Source organism: Nonomuraea sp. LP-02, assembly GCF_036289125.1.
Lineage (GTDB): Bacteria > Actinomycetota > Actinomycetes > Streptosporangiales > Streptosporangiaceae > Nonomuraea > Nonomuraea bangladeshensis.
In genome coordinates this window covers 223,461-246,537 of sequence record NZ_JAXCLK010000001.1, presented here as the reverse complement: position 1 = coordinate 246,537, position 23,077 = coordinate 223,461, and the positions used below count along the sequence as shown (strand labels likewise).

The 23,077-nt window shown below is 73.1% G+C and carries 19 protein-coding genes; 11 read left to right on the top strand and 8 right to left on the bottom strand.

Going from position 1 to position 23,077, the window contains the following annotated elements; translation table 11 throughout:
• Positions 1-5: 5 nt before the first annotated feature.
• Positions 6-1,418, bottom strand: a complete 1,413-nt coding sequence (gene hemG, locus SMD20_RS01125) for a protoporphyrinogen oxidase (protein WP_329573921.1) — start codon at positions 1,416-1,418, stop codon at positions 6-8.
• Positions 1,419-1,525: 107 nt separating this feature from the next.
• Here hemG and SMD20_RS01120 point away from each other — a divergent pair, with 107 nt between their 5' ends.
• On the top strand, positions 1,526-2,602 hold the full coding sequence (locus SMD20_RS01120; protein WP_329573919.1) for a DUF4349 domain-containing protein: 1,077 nt from the start codon (positions 1,526-1,528) through the stop codon (positions 2,600-2,602).
• A 6-nt stretch (positions 2,603-2,608) separates the two neighbouring features.
• Here the strand turns inward: SMD20_RS01120 and hemE are convergent, their stop codons facing one another.
• Positions 2,609-3,607: a uroporphyrinogen decarboxylase gene (hemE, locus tag SMD20_RS01115; RefSeq protein WP_329592385.1), complete on the bottom strand. Its 999-nt coding sequence runs from the start codon at positions 3,605-3,607 to the stop codon at positions 2,609-2,611.
• A 620-nt stretch (positions 3,608-4,227) separates the two neighbouring features.
• On the opposite strand from hemE, the gene SMD20_RS01110 reads away from it, so the two are divergent.
• The 6 genes from SMD20_RS01110 (at position 4,228) to SMD20_RS01085 (ending at position 9,876) form a co-directional block, all read left to right on the top strand.
• Entirely contained in the window at positions 4,228-4,824 is a 597-nt protein-coding gene (locus tag SMD20_RS01110; protein WP_329573918.1) for a DUF3000 domain-containing protein, read from the top strand.
• A 45-nt stretch (positions 4,825-4,869) separates the two neighbouring features.
• Complete coding sequence (locus SMD20_RS01105) at positions 4,870-6,096, top strand: ribonuclease D (protein ID WP_329573916.1); 1,227 nt, start codon at positions 4,870-4,872, stop codon at positions 6,094-6,096.
• A 77-nt stretch (positions 6,097-6,173) separates the two neighbouring features.
• Entirely contained in the window at positions 6,174-6,665 is a 492-nt protein-coding gene (locus SMD20_RS01100; protein ID WP_329573914.1) for a DUF5946 family protein, read from the top strand.
• Positions 6,666-6,743: 78 nt separating this feature from the next.
• Entirely contained in the window at positions 6,744-7,889 is a 1,146-nt protein-coding gene (locus SMD20_RS01095; RefSeq protein WP_329573912.1) for a Gfo/Idh/MocA family protein, read from the top strand.
• A complete protein-coding gene (locus SMD20_RS01090) occupies positions 7,886-9,037 on the top strand; it encodes a dihydrodipicolinate synthase family protein (RefSeq protein ID WP_442942427.1) in 1,152 nt (383 codons plus the stop codon). The genes SMD20_RS01095 and SMD20_RS01090 overlap by 4 nt, the downstream gene beginning before the upstream one ends.
• Complete coding sequence (locus SMD20_RS01085; RefSeq protein WP_329573910.1) at positions 9,034-9,876, top strand: sugar phosphate isomerase/epimerase family protein; 843 nt, start codon at positions 9,034-9,036, stop codon at positions 9,874-9,876. Before SMD20_RS01090 ends, SMD20_RS01085 begins: the two co-directional genes overlap by 4 nt.
• Here the strand turns inward: SMD20_RS01085 and SMD20_RS01080 are convergent.
• The 6 genes from SMD20_RS01080 to SMD20_RS01055 all read right to left on the bottom strand — a co-directional run bounded on the left by SMD20_RS01080 (position 9,852) and on the right by SMD20_RS01055 (position 18,177).
• Positions 9,852-12,458, bottom strand: coding sequence for a PEP/pyruvate-binding domain-containing protein (locus tag SMD20_RS01080; protein ID WP_329573909.1), 2,607 nt, complete (start codon positions 12,456-12,458; stop codon positions 9,852-9,854). The two genes, SMD20_RS01085 and SMD20_RS01080, sit on opposite strands and share 25 nt — an antisense overlap.
• Positions 12,459-12,538: 80 nt before the next feature.
• Entirely contained in the window at positions 12,539-13,486 is a 948-nt protein-coding gene (locus SMD20_RS01075) for an alkaline phosphatase family protein (protein ID WP_329573908.1), read from the bottom strand.
• A gap of 46 nt (positions 13,487-13,532) precedes the next feature.
• Positions 13,533-14,306, bottom strand: a complete 774-nt coding sequence (locus SMD20_RS01070; RefSeq protein ID WP_329573906.1) for a sugar phosphate isomerase/epimerase family protein — start codon at positions 14,304-14,306, stop codon at positions 13,533-13,535.
• A 22-nt stretch (positions 14,307-14,328) separates the two neighbouring features.
• Complete coding sequence (locus tag SMD20_RS01065; RefSeq protein ID WP_245774834.1) at positions 14,329-15,324, bottom strand: LacI family DNA-binding transcriptional regulator; 996 nt, start codon at positions 15,322-15,324, stop codon at positions 14,329-14,331.
• A gap of 118 nt (positions 15,325-15,442) precedes the next feature.
• Positions 15,443-16,642 (bottom strand): hypothetical protein, encoded by a 1,200-nt coding sequence (locus SMD20_RS01060; protein WP_329573902.1) that lies wholly within the window; start codon positions 16,640-16,642, stop codon positions 15,443-15,445.
• Between the two features lie 149 nt (positions 16,643-16,791).
• Positions 16,792-18,177, bottom strand: coding sequence for an LCP family protein (locus SMD20_RS01055; RefSeq protein ID WP_329573900.1), 1,386 nt, complete (start codon positions 18,175-18,177; stop codon positions 16,792-16,794).
• 374 nt (positions 18,178-18,551) lie between these two features.
• Between SMD20_RS01055 and SMD20_RS01050 the strand changes: the two genes are divergently transcribed.
• From SMD20_RS01050 to SMD20_RS01035, 4 genes are all read left to right on the top strand, one after another.
• Positions 18,552-19,277 carry a hypothetical protein gene (locus SMD20_RS01050; protein WP_329573898.1) on the top strand — a complete coding sequence of 242 codons (726 nt, stop codon included), beginning with the start codon at positions 18,552-18,554 and terminating at the stop codon, positions 19,275-19,277.
• Between the two features lie 60 nt (positions 19,278-19,337).
• Positions 19,338-20,501, top strand: a complete 1,164-nt coding sequence (locus tag SMD20_RS01045) for a thiolase family protein (protein WP_218155836.1) — start codon at positions 19,338-19,340, stop codon at positions 20,499-20,501.
• Positions 20,498-22,585 carry a 3-hydroxyacyl-CoA dehydrogenase NAD-binding domain-containing protein gene (locus tag SMD20_RS01040; protein ID WP_329573896.1) on the top strand — a complete coding sequence of 696 codons (2,088 nt, stop codon included), beginning with the start codon at positions 20,498-20,500 and terminating at the stop codon, positions 22,583-22,585. The genes SMD20_RS01045 and SMD20_RS01040 overlap by 4 nt, the downstream gene beginning before the upstream one ends.
• Before the next feature lie 99 nt (positions 22,586-22,684).
• Positions 22,685-23,068, top strand: coding sequence for an SSI family serine proteinase inhibitor (locus SMD20_RS01035; RefSeq protein ID WP_329573895.1), 384 nt, complete (start codon positions 22,685-22,687; stop codon positions 23,066-23,068).
• Positions 23,069-23,077 lie beyond the last annotated feature (9 nt).

Here is a 23,077-nt window from a genome sequence, read left to right as displayed (position 1 = left end):
GGATGTCAACGTTCCTCTTCTCCTCGCTGGGACAACTGGTCCAAGATCCGGGCGGCCGCCGTACGGGCGGTGCCGATGCAGGCCGGGATGCCGATGCCGTCGTAGGCCGCCCCGCACACGGCGAGCCCCGGCTCGACCGCGACCGCCGCGCGCACCCGGGCCACCCGGTCGAGGTGGCCCACGTTGTATTGAGGCAGCCCGCCTCCCCAGCGGGTGACCCGGCTGTCGACCGGCAGGCCGCGCGCGCCCATCACCTCGGCCATCTCGGCGATGGCGAGCGACACCAGCTCGGCGTCCTCGCGCTGGAGCAGGTGCTCCTCGCCGAGGCGGCCGATCGAGCAGCGCAGGATCACCAGGTCCTTGGCCAGGTGGGGCCACTTCACGGAGCTGAACGTCACCGCCTTGACCGGGCGGCGCTCGACGGGCGGCACGAGGTAGCCGCTGCGGGCGGGCGGCTGTGGGAACGCCGACAGCGGGTAGGCGAGCGTGACGACGGCCATGCTGGCGTGCTCGATCCTGGCCAGCTCGGCCGCCGCCTTCGGCACCTCGTCCTGGAGCAGGCGGGCGGCGGCGGGGCTCGGCGCGGCGACGATCACGGCGTCGGCCTCGACGGTCTCGGGCCTCGGCACCGGCCCGGTCACCAGGCGCCAGCCCTGCCCGGCGCGGCGCAGCTCGCGTACGGTGACGCCGGTCCTGACGTCGGCCCCCGACGCCTTGGCGACCGCCTCGGGCAGCGTGCCGACGCCGCCGCGCAGCGTCGTGAAGACCGGCCCGGCGTTCTTGGGGGTCTCCTCGACCAGGTGGCGGGCGGCCGACAGCAGCGAGCGCTCGGCGCGGGCCGCGGCCGCCACGCGGGGCATCGTGGCCTCCAGCGAGAGCAGGTCGGCGCGGCCCGCGTAGACGCCGCCGAGCAGCGGCTCGACCAGCCGGTCGACGATCTCGCCGCCCATCCTGGCGCGGATGTAGGCGGCCACGGACACGTCGGTGCGTACGAGCGTCGCGGGCAGGATCTGGTCGAGCGGCACGCGCAGCAGCCCGGCGGGCGAGATGATGCCGGACTTCGCCAGCTCGGTCAGGTCGGCGGGCACGCCCATGACCTGGCCCTTCGGCATGGCGTGCAGGGCGCCCCTGGAGTAGATGGCCGAGCTGGTGGTGCCGGGGAAGACCAGCTCGTCGCCGAGGCCGACCGCCCTCGCCAGCTCGCCGCCCTCGGGGCGGCGGGCCAGCATGGCCTCCGCGCCGGCGTCCACGCTCACCCCGGCGACCTCGGAGGCGTGCAGCTTGCCGCCGATGCGCGGGCTCGACTCCAGCACGGTGACCTTGACCCGTTCGTCCGCGCCCTGGCGGATGTACCACGCCGCGGCGAGGCCGGAGATCCCTCCGCCGATCACGACGACGTGCGCTCGATTCCCTTCCACGCCTCCTGACGCTACCGTCTCGGCGCCCCGCCCACCTGCGCGGGGCGCGTGACCGGACCGTGATTCATGCCATCAAACCGATCGGCCCGCCGAACCGTCTTCAAGGCATGAGGAGAATCCGGTACGGCATCACGTCATCGCTCGCGGCAGCCGTTCTGCTCCTGGCGGGCTGCGGCGGGGGCGGAGCCACGATCCAGAGCGCGTCCGCGCCCGCGGTGGCGCAGCAGGACATGGCGGCAGAGGCCCGGCCGATGCCCACGGCGATGCCCACGGCCTCGAAGGCGATCCGGCGCGACGCCAAGGCCGATCAGGCGGGCCTGGTCTCCGACGTCAAGGTGACCAGCCAGGACCGCCAGGTCATCTACACCGGCAGCATGACCGTCCGGGTCAAGCAGGTCGGCGACGCCGTCGAGCAGGCCAAGCAGATCGTCACCGCGGCCGGCGGCTACCTGTCCAGCGAGCAGAGCAGCTCGGCCAGCAAGGCGCGGGAGACCGCGACGCTGGAGTTCAAGATCCCGCCGACCGGCTACAACGCCGCGCTCGGCCGGCTCGGCAAGGAGCTCGGCACCCAGATCTCCATGAAGCAGTCCACCCAGGACGTCACGCTCCAGGTCGCCGACGTCGAGAGCCGGCTCAAGTCGGCCGAGCGGTCGCTGGAGTCACTGCGTACGCTGCTGAAGCGGGCCGACACGATCGGCCAGGTGCTGGACGTCGAGCGCGAGATCGCCAGCCGCGAGGCGGACCTGGAGTCGTTGCAGGCGCAGCAGAAGGAGCTGGCCACGCAGGTCGCGATGGCCACGCTCACGCTGCGGCTGCTCGGGCCGGTGGCCGAGGCGGCGCAGCCCGAGGAGGAGTCCGACGGGTTCCTCGCCGGGCTGAAGAGCGGCTGGAAGGCGCTGCTCTCCAGCCTGGTGGTGCTGCTCACGCTGCTCGGCGCGGTGCTGCCGTGGCTGCTGATCTCGCTGCCGCTGGTGGCGCTGCTGGTCTACCTGGTACGCCGCGACCGCGCCCGGCGTGGCCGCGTGCCCGCCGCTCCCCCGTCCGGCCCGAGCGGTCCGAGCGGTCCGTCCGGCCCGAGCGGTCCGAGCGGTCCGAGCGGTCCGTCCGGCCCGAGCGGTCCGAGCGGTCCGAGGGGCCCGAGCGGTCCGGACCTCAAGGCCGGTCCGGACCCCAAGGCCGCGTGAGCCGGGTCAGGCGGTGTGCTCGTGGACCAGGTCGGTGAGGCGCTTGAGCTGGTCGGGGTCGGTCGAGGGCAGGACGCCGTGGCCGAGGTTGAACACGTGCCCCTCGGCGGCGCGCCCCTGCCGCAGCACCTCGCGCGCCTTGCGCTCGACGACCTCCCACGGGGCGAGCAGCACGGCCGGGTCGAGGTTGCCCTGCAGCGCCTTGCCCGGCCCCACGCGGCGGGCCGCCTCGTCGAGCGGCACCCGCCAGTCGACGCCCACGACGTCGGCGCCCGCCTCGCCGAGCAGGCCGAGCAGCTCGCCGGTGCCGACGCCGAAGTGGATGCGCGGGACGTCCGTGAGGCCCTCGAAGATGCGCCGGGTGTGCGGCAGGATGAACTCGCGGTAGTCGGCGGGGGCCACCGCGCCGACCCAGGAGTCGAAGAGCTGCACGGCCGAGGCGCCGGCCGCCACCTGGACGCGCAGGTGCGCAAGGACGATGCCGGTCAGCCGCTCCATGAGGTCGTGCCAGAGCTCGGGGGCGCCGTACATCATGGCCTTGGTGCGGTCGTGGTTCTTCGACGGGCCACCCTCGATCAGATAGGACCCCAGCGTGAACGGCGCTCCCGCGAACCCGATCAGCGGTGTGCCGCCCAGCTCGCCGGTGAGCGCCCGGATCGACTCGGTCACGAACGGCACGTCGTCCGGCTCCAGCGGCCGCAGCGCCGCGAGCCCCTTGGCGTCGCGGATGGGGTCGGCCACGACCGGCCCGACCCCCGGCTTGATGTCGAGGTCGATGCCGATGGCCTTGAGCGGCACCACGATGTCGCTGAAGTAGATGGCGGCGTCGACGCCGTAGCGGCGGACCGGCTGCATGGTGATCTCGACGATCAGCTCGGGGGTCGCGCACGCGGTGAGCATGGGGACGCCCTCACGCACCTTGAGGTATTCCGGCAGCGAGCGCCCCGCCTGGCGCATGTACCAGACCGGGGTGTGCGGAACGGGCTGGCGGCGGCAGGCACGCAGGAACGCGGAGTCGGCGAGATTCACCCATCAAGGGTGCCATGTCGGGGCACCGGTCCTGTCATCGGTGCGAGAAGACGCGCGGTGTCGGAAAAAGATGCATTGGACACCCAAAATCATGATCAGATAGCAAGATGAAGGTTTACCGGTCTGCTCGGCATCGGCGTCCCGCGCGAGTCGAGCACACCCCACGGCCGGGCAGAGAGCCGGTCCCGGCTGTGTCAAATGTTCGCCAACCCACCGCGCGGCACCGATTCAGCGACCACTTTCGGGACACGCCGAGCGCGTTGCGGGGAATTGTCAGCGGCTCGTGCCAACGTCGGAGCCACGACCCGAAGAAAGGCCCCGTTGCGATGTCCGCGTTGTGGAGTTCCCCAGAGCGCCGTAGTGAGCGCTGCGCTTCCTGCGGTGGCGATCGGCCCTTCGAGCAGCCCCCGTGCCTTGACGGGCACGAGCCGGGCGAGTGCCCCGAGTGGGCCTGCTCCGGCTGCGGCCACGCGATCATCCTCGGCTCCGCCGAGACCGCCCGACCGGTTCGCCAGCTTGTTACGGCTTTGGCTTGATCACCAAGGATGCGCACCCCCGTGGTCCCCTTCCGCCCGACATCGACCTACGCTTCGGCTATGCCACTCGGTGACCAGCCACCGCCTCCGGCCACGTTCCTGCGCGCGGCCCAGAGCCTCCGGCTGTCCGAGGTCCGGCCGGAGATCGAGCTGGAGGACCTGCCCGCACCCCAGCGGCTGGCCCCCTACTCGGCCGCCATCGGCGCGTCCGTCTACCGCGACGACGACGAGCTCGCGGTCGGCCGGCTGATCCTCCTCTACGACCCCGACGGCCAGCGCGGCTGGGAGGGGCCGTTCCGGCTGGTGGCCTACGTCAGGGCCGACATGGAGCCGGAGATCACCTCCGACCCGCTGCTCGGGCCGGTCGTGTGGAGCTGGCTCACCGAGACTCTGGAGTCCCATCAGGCCGACTACTCGGCCGCCGGCGGTACCGTGACTAGAGCCGTGTCCGAGGGGTTCGGCAACAAGGCCGAGGATCCGGTCACGACCGAGCTGGAGCTGAGAGCCTCCTGGTCTCCCGCACAGGAGGATCTGTCCGGCCATGTCGCCGCCTGGTGCGACCTGATGTGCCTGGCCGCGGGCATCCCGCCGCTCCCGCCGGACGTGGCCGCGCTGCCCCGGCGACGTGATGATCCGGAGAGTGACCGTACGAAGTGAGGGCACCAGTCGACACCGCACGAGCGTCATGAGGTCGGTGAACTCATGACAGAAGAACGAACCGTCGAGCCGCTGCTCGAACCCCGCGAGGGCATCCCGCCGGTGATCGCCGACGCGGACGGCCTGGCGCGGATGGTGGAGCGTTTCGCCGCGGGCGAAGGGCCCGTCGCCGTGGACGCCGAACGTGCCTCAGGCTACCGCTACGGCAACCGCGCCTACCTGGTGCAGCTCCGCCGGGCGGGATCGGGCACCGCGCTGATCGACCCGATCGCCTGCCCCGACCTGTCCGCGCTGGACGCCGCGGTGGCCGAGGCGGAGATCGTGCTGCACGCCGCCTCGCAGGACCTGCCGTGCCTGCTGGAGGTGGGCTTCCGGCCCCGGGAGATGTTCGACACCGAGCTCGCCGGGCGGCTGCTCGGCTACGAGCGGGTGGGGCTCGGCACGATGGTGGAGACCGTGCTCGGGCTGCGGCTGGAGAAGGGCCACTCGGCCGCCGACTGGTCCACCCGGCCGCTGCCGGAAGACTGGCTGCGCTACGCGGCGCTCGACGTCGAGGTGCTGGTCGAGCTCCGTGACGTGCTCCACGCGCAACTCGCCGAGAGCGGCAAGCTGGAGTGGGCGCGCGAGGAGTTCGCCGCCGTGCTCGGCACGCCGCCGCCCGTGCCGCGCTCCGACCCGTGGCGGCGCACCTCGGGCATCCACAAGGTACGCAACGTGCGGGCCCTCGCCATCGTGCGCGAGCTGTGGCTCATGCGTGACCGCATCGCCCGCGAGGCCGACCTCGCTCCGGGGCGGGTGCTCCCCGACGCGGCCATCGTCACGGCGGCGCTGGAAGGACCGCGCACCAAGAAGGCGCTGACCGAGATCTCCGCCTTCACCGGGCGCAGCGCCCGGCGGCACATGAGCGACTGGCTGGCCGCCGTCCACCGCGCCCGCAACCTGCCCGACAGCCAGCTCCCCGCCCCCAGCACGCCGGGCGACGGGCCGCCGCCGCCCAACCGCTGGGCCGACCGCGACCCGGCCGCCGCCAAGCGCCTGGCCGCGGCGCGGGCCGTCATCGCGGCGCTGGCCGACGAGCACCACATGCCGACCGAGAACCTGCTGCAGCCGGACGCGGTGCGCCGGCTCACCTGGGAGCCTCCCGACGATCTCGACGACGAGACCGTGGCCGGGCGGCTGCGCGCCCTGGGCGCACGGGAGTGGCAGATCTCCCTCACCGCTCACCTCATCGCCAAGGCGCTGTCCCGGTTGCGGATCCGCGGCGAACTCTGACCCCTCGCACAGAAGCGGTCTCGTGATCCTCTCTGTGATCATGAGACCGCTTCTGCCGGCCACCTAGGTTGCAGATCATGACAGAGAGCCCCGCCGGCGGCCGGTGCGACTGCGGCGCGGTCGCCGGCCCGCTGGGCCTGTGCGTGGACTACTACCACGCCGTCCTCTCCGAGGAGCAGGCCGATCCGCAGATGTACAGGTGGCACGCGCCCGTGGTCTGCGCGTATCTCCTGCAGCATCCTTCCGCAGCCCACGAGAAGTACCTTGACGGGCAGTTCCGCCAGTTGCAGCTCTACCTGGACCAGGGCCTTGACGCGCTCCTTCGCGTGGCGGCTCGTCAGGTGGCCAGGAACAGTCACAGGGCGCGGGCGGGCTACGACACGAGCCCCTTGGCGGCGTACGGGCCGCTCCCGCCCGGCGGGCCTCCCGGGCGCTTCCGCGCCTCGTTCTGCGGGTTGCCGTTCAGGGACGGCAGCTTCGTGTTCGACGGGCATCAGGCGTACGGACACCGCATCGAGCTCATCGCCGAGGCGACCGTGGAGTCCTGGAGATCCGTCCAGGCGCCGTGAGGGGGCTTGACGCGTTCGGGCGCGCAGCCGTACCGTTCGGGAAAGCGCTTTCCCCATTTTGTCCTTGAAGGGATCCCTATGAGCGTGCGCACCATCGGCGTCGTGATGAACGGCGTCACCGGACGGATGGGCTACCGCCAGCACCTGGTCCGTTCCGTCCTGGCCATCAACGAGCAGGGCGGTGTGACGCTCTCGGACGGCGAGCGGGTGAAGCTGCGGCCCGTCCTCGTCGGCAGGAGCGCCGGCAAGCTCGCGGACATCGCGGCCAGGCACGCGATCCCCGACTTCACCACCGACCTCGACGCCGCCCTCGCCGACGACGACAACCTGATCTACTTCGACGCCCAGGTGACCAGCGCCCGTGTGAAGGCCGTGCTGAAGGCCATCGAGGCGGGCAAGCACATCTACGCCGAGAAGCCCACGGCCGAGTCGGCGCAGGAGGCGGTCGCGCTGGCCGAGGCCGCCACCGCCAAGGGCGTCAAGAACGGCGTGGTGCAGGACAAGCTGTTCCTGCCCGGCCTGCTGAAGCTGAAGCGGCTGATCGACGGCGGCTTCTTCGGCCGGATCCTGTCGGTGCGCGGCGAGTTCGGCTACTGGGTGTTCGAGGGCGACTGGCAGGAGGCCCAGCGCCCGTCCTGGAACTACCGCGCCGAGGACGGCGGCGGCATCGTGCTCGACATGTTCCCGCACTGGCACTACGTGCTGGAGAACCTGTTCGGCCGGGTCGAGTCGGTCTACGCCCGCGCCGTGACGCACATCCCGTCCCGGGTGGACGAGCAGGGCGCGACCTACCAGGCCACCGCGGACGACGCCGCGTACGGTGTGTTCGAGCTCGAAGGCGGCGTCATCGCGCAGATCAACTCGTCCTGGACGGTCCGCGTGAACCGCGACGAGCTGGTGGAGTTCCAGGTGGACGGCACGCACGGCAGCGCCGTCGCGGGCCTGCGCAACTGCCGCGTCCAGCACCGCTCGGCCACGCCGAAGCCGGTCTGGAACCCCGACCTGCCGGTCACCGCGCGCTTCCGGGACGACTGGCAGGAGGTGCCGGACAACGGGGAGTTCGACAACGGGTTCAAGATCCAGTGGGAGGGGTTCGTCCGGCACGTGCTGGAGGACGCGCCCTTCCCCAACGACTTCGCCTCGGGGGCGCGGGGCGTCCAGCTCGCCGAGCTGGGGCTGCGCTCGTCGGCCGAGGGCCGCAGGATCGAGGTGCCGCAGCTGTGAGGATCGACCTGCCGGGGCACGGCGCGTACACGGTGCGGGAGCGTACGGACTGGGCGGTGTCGGCCGCGCCGGCCGCGAGCCGCGTCGCCTACGCCGCCGCCCACGTGGTGGCCGACCCGCTCGGCGACAACACGCCCGGCTCCCCCGCCGCCGTGGACTGGGACGCCACCCTCCGCTTCCGTCACCACCTGTGGGCGCACGGCCTGCGGATCGCTGACGCGATGGACACCGCGCAGCGCAACATGGGTCTGGACTGGGCGGCGACCGCCGAGCTGATCCGGCGCACCGCCGCCGAGGCCCGTACGCTCGGCGACCCGGCCACGCTGGTGTCGTGCGGCGCGGGCACCGACCACGCGCCGGACGCCGCCGATCTGGACGCGATCACCGCCGCCTACGCCGAGCAGATCGAGACCGTCCAGTCGGCGGGGGCGGGCGTGATCGTCATGGCCTCCCGCCAGCTCGCCAGGGTCGCCACGGGCCCCGCCGACTACCACCGCGTGTACGCCAAGCTCTTCGGCCTGGCCGGGCGCCCGGTGATCCTGCACTGGCTGGGCGAGATGTTCGATCCGCAGCTGGCCGGCTACTGGGGCTCGCGGGACGTGGCGGCGGCGACGGAGTCGTTCCTGGAGCTGGTGCACGCCCACGCCGCGATGGTGGACGGCGTCAAGGTGTCGCTGCTGGACGAGGAGCACGAGGTGCGGCTGCGCGCCGCGCTCCCCGAGGGCGTGCGGCTCTACACCGGCGACGACTTCAACTATCCGTCGCTGATCGCCGGCGGCTCGCACGCGCTGCTCGGCATCTTCGACGCCATCGCCCCCGCGGCCGCGGCCGCGCTGCGCGAGCTGGACGCCGCCGAGGCGGGCGACGAGGCCGCCAGGGCCCGCTACGAGGCGATCCTGGCCCCGACGGTCCCGCTGTCGCGCAAGATCTTCGAGTCGCCGACCTACCACTACAAGACCGGCATCGTCTTCCTGTCCTGGCTGAACGGCCACCAGGACGCCTTCGCCATGGTCAACGGCGCGCAGTCGGCCCGCTCGCTGCTCCACCTGGCCGAGGTGTTCCGCCTGGCCGACCAGGCGGGGCTGCTGGCCGATCCGGAGCTCGCGGTGCGCCGCATGTCGGCGCTGCTGGCGGTGAACGGCCGGTGAGCCTGTCACTCAACCAGTGGACGACGCGGCGCTGGTCCGTGGCCGAGGCCGTGGACGGCTGCGCGCGGCACGGCCTGGAGGCGATCGGGCTGTGGCGGGAGAAGGTGGCCGAGCAGGGCCTCGCGGCCAGCGCCAAGCTGGTACGTGACGCCGGCCTGCGGGTGTCGTCCCTGTGCAGGGGCGGCTTCCTGACGACGGGCGGCGAGGCGTTCGCCGCCGCGCTGGCCGACAACCGGCGGGCCATCGACGAGGCGGCCGAGCTGGAGGCGGCCTGCCTGGTGCTGGTGGTCGGCGGCCTGCCCGGGATCAAGCCGGGCGAGCCGCTGACGGAGACGGCCGGGCGGGACCTGGCGGGCGCGCGGGAGCGGGTGGCCGAGGCGCTGGCCGAGCTGGCGCCGTACGCCGGGGAGCGGGGCGTCAAGCTCGCCCTGGAGCCGCTGCACCCGATCTACTGCCCCGACCGGGCGGTGCTGTCCACGCTGGGCCAGGCGCTCGACCTGGCCCTGGCCTACCCGGAGGAGCAGGTCGGCGTGGTGGTGGACACCTTCCACGTGTGGTGGGACCCGCGCCTGTTCGCCGACGTGGCGCGGGCCGGCCGCCGGATCGCGAGCTACCAGGTGTGCGACTACCTGCATCCGCTGCCGGCGGACGTGCTGCTCGGGCGGGGCATGATGGGCGACGGGGTGATCGACTTCCCGCCGATCACCCGCGCGGTCCTGGACGCCGGCTACACCGGCGACGTCGAGGTGGAGATCTTCAACGCCGACGTCTGGGCCGCCGACCCTGACAAGGTGCTGGCCACCATGAAGGCCCGCTACGCGGAGGTCGTCCTGGCCTGATCCGGCCCCGGGCGGGCTGTCACGGTGCCGGCCGCGCCGTCGAGCTCGATCTCCTGCCCGGTCGTGATCCGGTGGGTGGCGTCGGCGACGCCCACGACGGCCGGGATGCCGTACTCGCGGGCCACCACCGCGCCGTGCGACATGGCCCCGCCCATCTCCATGACCAGCCCGCCCGCCGTCAGGAACAGCGGCGTCCAGCCCGGGTCGGTGGACGGGCAGACCAGGATCTCGCCCGGCTCCAGGTGCGCGCCGACGGGGTCGAGCACGACGCGGGCGCGGCCGGTGACCGTGCCGGCCGAGGCCGCGGTGCCGACGAGCGCGCCCTCGGGCGCCGGGGAGGCCAGCGCCTCGGGCTCGGTGCCGTCGGACAGCAGCATCCGGGGCACGTGGCGGCGGCGCGACTCCCGCTCGTGCTCCGCCCTGCGCCGCGCCACCAGCTCCCGCAGGTCGCCGCCGGCCAGCGCGGCCCTGGTCTCGCGCAGGTCGAGGAAGAACACGTCGCCGGGGGCGTCCAGCACGCCCAGCCCGGTCAGGTGCTCCCCGACGGCGAGCAGGCTGTGCCGGACCCCGGACAGCGCCTTGACGAGGTAGAACTTGGGCAGCTCGCGCAGCCCGGCATAGGTACGCGTGCGTCGCAGCGCGAACCGCGTCACCGGGGCCCGCCACCGGCCCCTGCCGCGGGCCGCGGCGGTCACGCGGGCCGCGGCCGCCCGCGCCTGGGCCTCGCCCTTGGCGAACAGCGCGGCGGGCGCGAGATCGGAGCCGGCGTCCATGCGCAGGTAGTTGGCCAGCGCGCCGAGGATGTGGGCGGGCTCCTCCGACCAGCGGGGCACGCCGAGGTCGATCTCGGCGACGCCGCGGTGGCCGTACTCGGCGAGGAACGCGGCGACGCCGCGCTGCGCGACCGGCGGCAGCTCGCCGGCCTCGTAGCGACGCACCAGCTCGGCGACCGTCAGCTCCGTGAACGGCTCCGGCTCGACGCGGGTGGCCAGGTCCCACAGCTTCAGGTCCATCTCGGTGGTGGGGTTGTGCGGGAGGCCGCGCAGCACGTCCTGCATCTCGGCCAGCGGCAGGCCGGAGAGCCGGCCGGCCAGCGCGAACAGGCCGTAGCCCGTGAGCACGATCGGCATCACGGAGACGATCGACGGGAACGTGGCGGCCAGCAGCCGCTCGGCGTGGTCCAGGCGTTGCGCGGGCGTGGCGGTGGCGGGCACCCGCAGCCGCCGGTCGAGCACCTCGCCGACCCGCCGGGTGTAGCCGAGCGCGCGTCGCGGTGAGGTGAGCGCCAGGAACACCCGCGAGGGCAGGTGGACGCGCCGGGCGAAGCGGGCCAGGCCACGCAGGAACGGGCGGCGCGAGGAGCGGGCGAGCTCCAGGCGCGGATCGTCGAACAGCCGCCGTACGAGGGCCACGCCGCGGGCCTCGCCGAGGGTGAGGGCGCGCGGCAGGATGGCCCGGCCGGGGCGGCTGCGCAGCGGGGTGGTGAGGTCGAGCCAGAGGCGCTGCCCGGAGACGGCCATGAAGGCCGGGCCGTCGAGCGGGTCGGCGGGGCCGTGGCCGACGATGCCCGCCGCTCCCCCGCCGATCACCCGGAACGCCGCCAGCCCCATCGGGGTGAGCGGGCCCATGACGCCCTGGATGACGTTGAGCGAGAAGTAGACGCGCAGGCCGGGCCGGGCCGGCTCGGGCAGCGGGTAGAGCGTGGTGATCGGCCTGGCCTGGGTGAGCCAGAGCTCGCCGCCGGCGTCGACGGCCCACTCGGTGTCCTGGGGGGCGCCGTAGTGGTCCTCGACGCGGCGGCCCAGCTCGGCCAGGCGCAGCACCTCGGCGTCGGTGAGGCAGAACTCGTCGTGAGAGGTTTCGACGCGTACGGTGCCGCCGCCGGGCAGCGGGCGGATGGCCACGCGCTTGTCGCCGGCCCGGCGCTCCAGGATCTCGCCGTCGTACGCCACGAAGCGGTCGGGGTTGACCGCGCCGGAGACGACGGCCTCGCCGAGCCCGGGGCTGGCGTCGATGACGGTCTCGCACCGCCGTCCGGTCACCGGGTTCGCGGTGAACATCACGCCCGCCACCCGCGCGTCCACCATGACCTGGACGACCACGGCGAGGCGGACGGCGGCGTGGTCGATGCCGTTGGCCTCGCGGTAGGCCACCGCCCGGTCGGTCCAGAGCGAGGCCCAGCAGCGGCGTACGGCCTCGACCACGGCCTCGGCCCCGACGACGTTGAGAAAGGTGTCCTGCTGCCCGGCGAAGCTGGCGAACGGCAGGTCCTCGGCGGTGGCCGACGAGCGCACGGCCACCGCCACGTCGGGGCCGAGCGCCGCGTAGTGCTTGACGATCGTCTCGTGGACGGCGTCGGGGACGGGGGCCTCCAACAGGTGCCGCCGGGCGCGCTCGGCGAGCGTGCCGTCCGGCGTGAGGTCGAGGCCGGTGGCGGCCAGGCCGTAGGCGTCGGTGGTCAGCACCCAGCCGGGCGGGACGGGCAGCCCCGCGCGGGTGAGCTCGCCGAGGTTGGCGGCCTTGCCGCCGACCTCGGCGAGCATGCCGCCGTCGATCTCGGAGAAGTCCAGTGCCGTGTTCATCGCGCGCACCCCTGCCGTTCAGCGTCGTGTCACCAGTGTCACGCCTGCCGGGCAGAAATTCAACACCCGATGAAAATCGATCACGGCTCCAGGGGCGCGCCGTCCAGGTCCCAGGCCGGCTCGATCGGCACGCCCAGCGCGGCCAGGGCCGTCGGGCCCACGTCCACCAGGCGCGGAGCGGCGAGCCGCCGCCCGCCGAGGTCCCGGCCGAGGTGGTGGGCGATGACGAAGACCGTGCGCTCCTCGTCCGAGACGCCGCCGTGGCCGCCCTCGTCCACGTGGCCGTGGTCGGTGGTGACGAGGACCGTCCAGTGCTCCTCGCGGTACGCCGGCCGGGCACGCACGGCGTCCAGCAGGCGGCCGAGGTGCGCGTCCTGGGTCTGGAGCGCGGCGGCGTACTCGGGGCAGTGGGGGCCGAGCTCGTGGGCGACCTCGTCGGTGTCGCCGAGGTAGACGAAGACCGCGTCGGGGTCGTCGTCGCCGAGGTGGCGCTCCGCGGCGGCGGTCACCCGCTCGTCGGCCGCGCTCCAGCCGCCCTCGCAGGTGTAGCCGTCGAGGACGAAACGGTGGTCGATGGCCGGGCCGAAGGCTCCGTGCTCGGCGAGCGCGGCCCAGGAGAAGAACGCCGAGGTCACCAGGTCGGGGCGGACGTTCTTCGCCCGCGTCAGGAAGTCCGGAAATTTCATGAATCGGGGGTCAGTGAAGGCGTTGTCCACGACGCCGTGCTTGTCGGGCCACACCCCGGTCGCGATGGACGACCAGCCGGGGCCCGAGTCGGTGCGCGAGCGGATCGCCCGGGCCACGACGCTGCCGCCGTCGCCCGGTTCGGGGCTCTTCGGCACGACCTCGCCGATCGACTCGGTACGCGGCGCGGCGGCCTCGCCGTACGGGAGCATGCTGGTGCCGTACGCGCCGGCGGACATCAGCGCGCTCAGGACGGGCGCGCCCGAGGCGGCCAGCAGGTCGAAGCGCAGCCCGTCCATGCCGACCACGAGGACCTTGTTCCTCGCCGTGTTGGATCTTGCCAAGTTAGATGCGGACATACCGCTATCTAAGCGGCACAATCCGGTCGGTTCACCCCGCGAAGCGCCGCACCCAGGCCGCCGCGCCCGGCAGGATCTCCTCGACCGGCGCGACGTGCGGATACCACGTCCGCTCCCACTCCAGCGACACCCAGCCGGTGTAGCCGGCCGCGCGCAGCAGGGCCCCCGCCTCCTCCAGCGGCACCGAGCCCGTCCCCAGGGGGACCGGCGTGGTGTCCTCGGCCGAGACCGCGTCCTTGATCTGCACGTACGCGAGGTGCGGGCCGAGCGCGGCCAGCGACTCGGCCGGCGGCTCACCGTGCCGCCAGGGGTGCAGCAGGTCCCAGATCGCGCCCGTGACGCCGGGGCGGGCAGCCGCGTCGAGCAGCCCGGCCACGGCCGCGCAGGTCGCCATCGCGTCGTGCGTCTCGACGAGCACCCGGACGCCGAGCCCGGCGGCGCTCTCGGCGACCGCCTGCAGCCGGCGCGCACCGATCGCCGGGTCCGCGCCGCGCGGGAACACCCGCACCCCGGGCGCGCCCAGGTCGGCGGCCAGGCGCAGGTCGGCGAGGAGGGCATCGGTGACCGGCTCGTCCGGCCCCGGCTCACAGATCCTGACATATCCCGCCAAGGCGGCGATCTCCAGGCCCGCGCCCGCCACCCTGGACCGCACCGCCCGCCGCTCCGCCGCGTCCAGCCCGGCGTGCACCCCGGTGTCCGGGTGCAGGCGCAGCTCCAGCCCCTCGCACCCGTGCCGCGCCGCGAGCTCCACGGCCCGGCCGAGCCCTTCGCCGGGCATCCCCAGCGTGCTGACCGCCAGTCTCACCAGGGCCTCCCGCCCGCGCGCGTCAACCGAGCCTCCGTACGCTCTCGCGCAGCACGACCTCGCCGGCGACCTGCTCGACCACTGGGGCGACGTCCTCGGCGAGCGCCAGCTCCAGCGCCCGCGCCCCCATGTCCTTGAGCGGCAGCCGTACGGTCGTCAGCGCCGGAACGTGATCACGGAGCGTGACGATGTCGTCGAAACCGGCCACCGACACGTCCTCCGGCACCCGCACCCCGGCCTCGCGGTAGGCGGCCAGCGCCCCCACGGCCATGACGTCGTTGACCGCGAACACGCACGTGACGTCCGGATCGACGCGCCGCGCGGCCTCATGGCCGCCGTCGCGGTCGAACGGCCCGGGGACGATCTGCGGCGCGGGCAGCCCCAGCTCCTCCAGCGCCCCGGCGAAGCCCGCGCACCGGTCGGCCGCCGTCACCAGGTGCGGCGGCCCGGCCAGCACCGCGAAGCGGGTGTGGCCGAGCCCGGCGAGCGCCCGCGCCAGCTCCGCCGCGCCCGCGCGGTTGGCCGGCGCGACGGTGTCGACGCCGAGGAGGTCCTGGCCGACGCAGGCGGCCCGGCCGCCGCCGGCCCGGTATCGGGCCAGCTCGTCGCGGAGCCGCCCGGTGACCTGGGGGTCGGCCACACGGGAGCCGACCAGCAGCACGGCGCGGACGCGCTGGGCGCTCAGCGTGGCGACGTAGGCGATCTCCTGCTCGGGGTCGCGGTGCGTGGTGCCCACCATGACCAGCAGGCCCTGGGTGGCCGCGGCCCGCATCGCGCCGTCGGCGAGGGCGGCGAAGTAGGGGTCGGTCAGGTCGTGCACGACGATGCCGATGACGTTCCCGGCTCCCCTGGCCAGCGTCTGGGCCGCGATGTTGGCGCGGTAGCCCAGCTCGTCGGCGGCCTGCTCGACGCGGGCCCGCAGGGCCGCGCCCACCTGGCGGGTGCTGCCGTTGAGCACCCGCGAGGCGGTCGCCAGCGAGACGCCCGCCTGCTTGGCGACGTCCTCAAGCGTGACCACGAGACCTCCCCCTTGGAAAGCGGTTTCCATTGTGCCCGAACAGCACCGTGATCCGCATCCTCGCACGGCCCCGACCCCGGGCGACACCACGGCCGGGGCCGTTTCCCTGACCGGAGGCTCAGGCCCAGGGGAAGAGGTAGTCGAACAGGCCCTTCCGCTCCTCCTGGGTCGGCGTCGGCGCGGGCTCCTGGGTGACGGGCTCCTCGGCCGGCTTCTCCTCCGCCTCCTTGCGCTGCTCGGTCTGCGTACGCTGCTGCTCCGTCTGCGAGTCGCGGACCGTCCCGGCCTGGTCGTCGGTGTCCCGCATCTCGGGCTCCTGCGAACGGGACGAGCGCGCGGTCGGCCGCGACGCCGGCTCCTCGCTCCGGGTGGCCGTGGGCCGGGCGGCCGGCTCACGGGTCGGCCGCGCCTGCGTGGTGGTCGGGGACGGGTCCGCCGTCGGGGTCTCGGCCGGCTCGGTGGTCTCCTCCTCGGCGGGCTCGGTGGTCTCCTCCTCGGCCTCGTCGTCGGAGGCGGCGGAGTCCGTGGGCGTGCTCACCTGGCCCGCGCTCGCGCACCGGCCGTCGGCGCACGGGTCGTCGGAGCCTCCGGTGAGCGCGAAGCCCGCCCCCACGCCGACCAGCACCACCGCGACGGCGGCCAGCACCAGCATCCGGGTACGGCCGCGCCCCTCGCGCTCGGAGCGCTCGGGGCGGTCGGCGTCCTCGGAGTCGTCGGTCCAGCCGGAGCCGAGGAAGCCGCGCCGGGGCCGCTCGTCGTCGGTCCCGCCGTCATAGGAGCTGTTGTCGTAGGAGCCGTTGTCGTAGGAGCCGTTGTCGTAGGCGCTGTTGTCGTAGGAGCGGGTGTCGTAGGCGCCGCTGTCGCGCGAGCCCCCGTCGTACGCGCCCTCGTCGTACGAGCCCGCCTCGTAGGAGGCGTTGCCGTACGCGCCCGCGTCGTACGAGCCGCCCTCGCGGACGTCGCCGTCGTACCCGCTCGCGGGCCGGTCGTCGTCGGACGGGCCGTCGTAGGCGCGGTCGAGCGGCAGGTACGCGGGCTCGCCGCCCTGCCCCTGACCGGCGGGCCCCTGACCGGCGGGCCCCTGACCGGCGGGCCCCTGACCGGCGGCGGAAAGGGCGTCCGGCGGGAGGTCGTCGAGCACGTCGCGGCCGGCCTCGGGCAGGATGTAGGGCTCACCGGCCGGCGAGACCTGGATGGCGGGCTGCTCGTCGGTGTCGTCCGTGCTCCACCGTGGGGACAGCACGTCGCCCGTCAGGTCCGGGTTGACCGGCCTCCCCTGGCCGTCCTCGTATGGCCTGTCGTTCTCGTCGCGCACCACGATGGGACCTCTCTAAGTACGTATTGTGACCGCGCCCTTTCTTAGCAGAGTCGAACCCGACTTGTCCGGAAATTCCACGCGTTTCTCTAAAATCACTCTAAGTAACATCCGTCGCTCGCGGCCCAGCACAGAAGGGACGCGGGACCGCCCTACTTGCAGGGATCGGTGGTGACGTCGACGACCTTGTCCTTGAGCGAGTCAGGGATCGCCGACAACACCCGCACCCCCGGCCAGTCGGCCCCGATGACGAGCTGCACGACCGGCCCGCCCTTCGGCGCGGGCACCTTCGACTGGTAGGCGTCGGTGTTCAGCGGCGCGACCTTGCCCGCCGTCGGCGTCCGCTTGTCCTTCGACAGGCGGGCGGCCACCGCGTCGGCGTACGCCGGCCCGTCCTGGGCGTCCTTCTTGGCGTAGCGGACGGCGGTGACGGGGGTGGCGGGCGCGTTGCCGACCTGGATGACCGCGAACCCCTGCGCGGCCAGTTCCTCGGCCACCTGCGTGGCCTTGCCCTGCTCGCCGGTGCCGTTGAGCACCTGCACCCGCACCTGGCCGTGCTCGATCTTCGGCGCGGCCGGCTTGCCGGGCGTGGGCGTGGCGGTGACCTCGACGTCGTTGCGCACGGCCTCGAAGAAGTTGCGCGCGGCCGGCTCGCTGAACTGCACCCGGTTCTTGTCCTGCGGGTACGCCTCCACCGGCACCGTGATGCCCTTGAGCTCCTTGGCCGTCAGCCCCTTGACGCTGTCGGCGATCTCCAGCATCCGGTCCGGAGTCAGCCCGCTGTCCACGGTGACGGCGGCGGCGGCCGAATGGAGGAAGCCGTTGAGCTTGACCGGGTTGGTGAGCAGGCCGCCGTCGGTGACCTTCGCCAGCACCTTGGTGAGGAAGACCTGCTGGCGCTGGATGCGGCTGAGGTCGCTGCCGTCGCCGAGCGCGTAACGGGTGCGGACGTACCCGAGGGCCTGCTCGCCGCTCACCACGTGCTTGCCCGCGCCGAGCACCAGCTTCGCCTTGGGGTCGTTGACCGGTTTGGGCAGGCAGATCTCGATGCCGCCGAGCGCGTCGATGATGCCCTTGAAGCCGGTGAAGTCGACCTTCACGAAGTGGTTGATCTTGATGTTGGTGAGCGATTCCAGCGTCTTGATCGTGCAGTTGATGCCGCCGTCGTTGAAGGCGGCGTTGATCTGCCGGATACCGGGCCCGATCACGGTGCCGTTGTGGCCCGTGCACTGGGGCACCTGCACCATCGAGTCACGCGGGAAGCTGATCATGGTGGCCTTGTCCCGGTTGGGGGAGATGTGCAGCAGCATGATCGTGTCGGTGCGCTCGCCCAGGCCCTGCGACTTGGGGCCGTACTTCTTGTTGTCGCCCTCGCGCGAGTCGGAGCCGACGAGCAGCACGTTGAGCGCACCGGTCTCGGGAGGCCGGGCCGCGTCGACCACGATCTCCTCCTGCTCGATGCCGGCGAGAATGCTGCGGTAGTAGGCGTAGCCGCCCAGTGTTCCCGCCACCAGCACCCCGGTCAGCCCCACGCTCACCCATCCCAGTGGCGTGAGGGACTTGCGCCGGGGGCGCGGATCGTCATCTCGTGACCGCCGCGAACCCGGGGCGACTGGGGAACCCGCAACCGTATTGCCAGGTCTTGCTCTCACACGGTCCATCCCTTGCGCCATGATCGCGCAGCTTAGTCACAAACAAGCAGCCACGACGACAAATCTCCGCTTCTTGACCCACCACGACCCCCGAAGGCCCCGTGACGCCGGCCCCTCACGCCAGTTCGCCCTCCGCAGGCTCCGCAGGCTATGGCCCGTCCGCCACTCCTTGCTCACCTTCGTCCAGCGGCAGGCAAGGGCTCCATCCGAACCGCGCGTACTCCGGCGTCACCGCGCGTGCTGCCGTCATCATGGCGTTCATGCTGCTGACCGAGATACCGCCGCCTCCCGGGGCCGCGGAGCTTGCCGCGCTGCGGGCCGGGGCCCGGGCCGCCCGCCACCGCGCCTGCATCGCGCTCGTCGCCTCCCTGGCCCTGCTGGCCGCCGCCCAGGTGCTCGCCGACCGGTCCGCGCGGGAGCACACGCCGGCGCTCGCCGTGGTCTCCCTGGCGATCTTCGCGGCCGCCCTGCCCGCGCTGGGGGTCACCCAGTGCATGTGGGGCCTGCGCGCCCGCCGGGTACGCCGCAAGGAGCGCGAGCTGTACGCCGTGTCCCGCTCGGGCCGGGCCCGGCCGCTCACCCGGCTGGCCGTCGCCGCCGGCTGGGCGGTCACGCTGCTGCTGGGCGGCAGCCTGCCGCAACTGCTGCGCCGGGCCGGGTTCGAATCCGTGGCGACCGTGCTGACCTGGGCGGTCGAGGCGTCGGTGATGATCGGCCTGGCGGCGGGGGTGTCGTTCCTCCTGTGGTGGGCACGGGACTCCACGGGGATGCCGGCGCGCGCCCCGCGCCCGGGAGGGTCACCTGGCGACCCGTGGGACCCGGGCCCCGGCGCGCGTCCGAGGACGGGCGCGGCGCTCTGGACCGGCGCGACCCTGGCGGTCGCCGCCCTGGTCGGGGCCCGCGCCCATCTCTGGGAGCCCGCGACGGGCTGGGTCTACACGTTGCTCACGGCCGCCCTCGTCTGCGGAGTAGTTACTGACGAGTAGCATAGGCACGGAATCCCATCCAGAACGAGGAGCGAATCCGTGCCTTCCTCTCGTGACGTCGTGTTCGTCGACGGCGTGCGCACGCCCTTCGGCCGGTCAGGGCCGAAGGGGCTGTACGCGGAGACCCGTGCGGACGACCTGGTCGTCCGGGTCATCCGCGAGCTCATGCGGCGCAACCCCAACCTTCCGCCGGAGCGCGTGGACGAGGTCGCCATCGCCGCGACCACCCAGATCGGCGACCAGGGCCTGACCATCGGCCGCTCGGCCGCGGTCCTGGCCGGGCTGCCGAAGACCGTGCCCGGCTACGCCATCGACCGCATGTGCGCGGGCGCGATGACCGCCGTCACCACGGTGGCGGGCGGCATCGCGTTCGGCGCGTACGACGTGGCGATCGCGGGCGGCGTCGAGCACATGGGCCGCCACCCGATGGGCGAGGGTGTCGACCCCAACCCGCGCTTCCTGTCCGAGAAGCTGGTCGACCCGAGCGCGCTCGTCATGGGCATGACCGCCGAGAACCTGCACGACCGCTACCCGGCGATCAGCAAGGAGCGCGCGGACGCGTACGCGGTGCTGTCGCAGGAGAAGGCGGCCAAGGCGTACGCCGACGGCCGGATCCAGCCCGATCTCGTCCCCACGGCGATCAGGACCGCGGAGAAGGGCTGGGGGCTCGCCGTCGAGGACGAGGCGCCGCGCCCCGGCACCACGATGGAGGGCCTGAGCGCGCTCAAGACGCCGTTCCGGCCGCACGGCCACGTCACGGCGGGCAACTCCTCCGGCATCAACGACGGCGCCACCGGCTGCGTCGTGGCGGCCCGCGAGGTGGCCGAGGAGCTGGGGCTCGGGCCGCGGATGCGGCTGGTGTCGTACGCGTTCGCGGGCGTGGACCCCGAGGTGATGGGCGTCGGCCCGATCCCGTCCACCGAGCGGGCGCTGCGCCTGGCCGGGCTCGACATCTCCGACATCGGACTGTTCGAGATCAACGAGGCGTTCGCCGTGCAGGTGCTGGCCTTCCTCGACCACTTCGGCATCGCCGACGACGACCCCCGCGTCAACCCCTACGGCGGCGCGATCGCCTACGGCCACCCGCTCGCCTCCTCGGGCGTGCGGCTGATGACGCAGCTCGCCCGGCAGTTCGGCGAGCGTCCCGACGTGCGCTACGGCATCACCACCATGTGCGTCGGCATGGGCATGGGCGGCACTGTGATCTGGGAGAACCTGGCATGAGCACGATCGAGAACTGGCGGGCGCTGCTGGGCGAGCGCAACCCCGACGAGGTCGTCACCAAGGCGCTGGTCCGCGACGTGCAGCTCCCCGGCGGCGCGGGCACGATGGCGCTGATCACCCTCGACAACGGCTTCGACCACACCAAGCCCAACACCTTCGGCCCGCTCGGCCTGTTCGCGCTGGACGAGGCGCTGACGGAGATCGCCGGGCGGAGCGACCTCGCCGCCGTCGGCGTGACCGGCAAGCCGTTCATCTTCGCCGTCGGCGCCGACCTCAAGGGCGCGGCGGCGCTGCGCACCCGCGAGGAGGCCCTCGCGATCGGCGCGCTCGGCCACCACGTCTTCCGGCGGCTGGGCGAGCTGGACGTCCCGTCGTTCGCGTTCGTCAACGGCGCGGCCATGGGCGGCGGCCTGGAGATCGCGCTGCACTGCACGTACCGGACGATCTCCTCCGGCGTGCCCGCCGTGGCGCTGCCGGAGTGCTTCCTCGGCCTGGTGCCGGGCTGGGGCGGCACGCAGCTCCTGCCGCGCCTCATCGGCCCGGCCGCCGCGATCAAGCTGATCATCGAGAACCCGCTCGCTCAGAACCGCGTGACGAAGGGCGCCGACGCCTTCGCGCTCGGCGTCGCCGACGCCATGTTCGAGCCGGCCGACTTCCTCGAGGAGTCGCTGCGCTGGGCGTCCCGGGTGCTCAAGGGCGAGGTGACGGTCGAGCGCGCCGCCCACGACGGCTGGGAGAAGGCGGTCGCCGACGCGCGCTTCCTCGTGGACATGAAGCTGCGCGGCGCCTCCCCCGCCCCCTACCGGGCCCTCGACCTCATCGCCAAGGCCGAGACCGCCTCGCGGGACGAGGGCTTCGCCGCCGAGGACGAGGCGCTGGCCGACCTGCTGACGGGCGACGAGCTGCGGGCCGGGCTCTACGCGTTCGACCTGGTGCAGCGCCGGGCCAAGCGGCCGGCGGGAGCGCCGGACAAGGCGCTGGCCCGCAAGGTCACCAAGGTCGGCGTGGTGGGTGCGGGGCTGATGGCCTCGCAGATGGCGCTGCTGTTCGCCCGCCGCCTGGAGGTGCCGGTCGTCCTCACCGACCTCGACCAGGCCCGGCTCGACAAGGGCGTCGGCTACGTCCACGCCGAGGCCGACAAGCTGCAGGCCAAGGGCCGCATCTCCGCCGACCAGGCCAACCGGCTGAAGTCGCTGGTCACCGGCTCGCTGACCAAGGACGCCTTCGCCGACGCCGACTTCGTCATCGAGGCCGTCTTCGAGGACATGGCGGTCAAGAAGCAGGTGTTCGCCGAGGTGGAGGCCGTGGTGACGGCCGAGTGCGTGCTCGCCACCAACACCTCCTCGCTGTCGCTGACCGAGATGGGCGCCGGCCTCGCGCACCCGGAGCGGCTGGTCGGCTTCCACTTCTTCAACCCGGTCGCGGTCATGCCGCTGCTGGAGATCATCAGGGGCGCCGCGACCGACGACGCCACGCTCGCCACGGCCTTCGCCGTCGGCAGGACGCTGAAGAAGTCGTCCGTGCTGGTCAAGGACGCCCCGGCGTTCGTGGTCAACCGGCTGCTGACCTGCTTCATGGGCGAGGTCGTGGCGGCCGTGGACGAGGGCACGCCGCTGGAGGTCGCCGAGCACGCGCTGGACGGCCTCGGGCTGCCGATGACGCCGTTCGCGCTGCTGCAGCTCGTCGGGCCGGCCGTCGGCCTGCACGTGGCCGAGACGCTGCACGAGGCATTCCCCGACCGCTTCGGCGTCTCGGCGAACCTGGCCAAGCTGGTGGCCGCCGGCAAGCCGGGCGTCTACCTGCCGGACTTCACCCTCGACCCGGAGGCGGTGGCCTTCTTCGCGGGCGGCGACCGGCCCTCCACGGCCGAGGAGGTCCGCGAGCGGGTGCTCAAGGCGCTGGCCGGGGAGATCCGGACCATGCTCGACGAGGGCGTGGTGGCCGCGCCGCAGGACATCGACCTGTGCATGATCCTCGGCGCCGGCTGGCCGTTCCATCTGGGGGGCATCACGCCTTATCTGGACAGGACCGGCATCGCCCAGCCGCGCTTCCTTCCTCCCGGTGTGGCCTCCGTACCGGCCTGACCCTGCCGACGTTCTTTACGGAGGCCCGGTCCGGGCCTCCGCATTTCATGACCTTCGCCGCCGTAGCGTTACGTCCCGCACGACGAACGGAGAGTAATCATGAAGCGAGCAATCGGCACGATGGCCCTGTGCGCGGCGTTCCTGGCGTGCGCGTCCCCCGCCCTCGCACAGGCGCCCCGCCCCGCCAAGGGCAAGCTCAAGATCGCCGTCGCGGTGAAGGGCTCCCCCACCAGAGGGGTCACCCTTCGCTGCAACCCCGACGGCGGCACGCACCCGCACGCCAAGGCGGCCTGCGACGTGCTGCGCAAGTACAAGGGCGACCTCAGCACGATGCACGTCCCGAAGAGCAACACCTGCGGCGCTGAGGTCCAGCCGTACGCGGTGGTCATCAAGGGCACCTGGGGCGGCAAGCAGGTGGAGTGGAGCAAGGGCTACCGCAACGCCTGCGTGATGAAGGCCGCCGGCGGGGCGCTGCTGTCCTGACCGTGGGCG

Excerpts from the sequence above, each read along its gene's own strand:
- SMD20_RS01105 (WP_329573916.1), top strand. The coding sequence starts at position 4,870 with ATGACAGAAGAACGAACCGTCGAGCCGCTGCTCGAACCCCGCGAGGGC.
- SMD20_RS01100 (WP_329573914.1), top strand. The coding sequence starts at position 6,174 with ATGACAGAGAGCCCCGCCGGCGGCCGGTGCGACTGCGGCGCGGTCGCC.
- SMD20_RS01080 (WP_329573909.1), bottom strand. The coding sequence starts at position 12,458 with ATGAACACGGCACTGGACTTCTCCGAGATCGACGGCGGCATGCTCGCC.
- SMD20_RS01120 (WP_329573919.1), top strand. The coding sequence starts at position 1,526 with ATGAGGAGAATCCGGTACGGCATCACGTCATCGCTCGCGGCAGCCGTT.
- SMD20_RS01035 (WP_329573895.1), top strand. The coding sequence starts at position 22,685 with ATGAAGCGAGCAATCGGCACGATGGCCCTGTGCGCGGCGTTCCTGGCG.
- SMD20_RS01040 (WP_329573896.1), top strand. The coding sequence starts at position 20,498 with ATGAGCACGATCGAGAACTGGCGGGCGCTGCTGGGCGAGCGCAACCCC.
- SMD20_RS01110 (WP_329573918.1), top strand. The coding sequence starts at position 4,228 with ATGCCACTCGGTGACCAGCCACCGCCTCCGGCCACGTTCCTGCGCGCG.
- SMD20_RS01095 (WP_329573912.1), top strand. The coding sequence starts at position 6,744 with ATGAGCGTGCGCACCATCGGCGTCGTGATGAACGGCGTCACCGGACGG.
- SMD20_RS01050 (WP_329573898.1), top strand. The coding sequence starts at position 18,552 with ATGCTGCTGACCGAGATACCGCCGCCTCCCGGGGCCGCGGAGCTTGCC.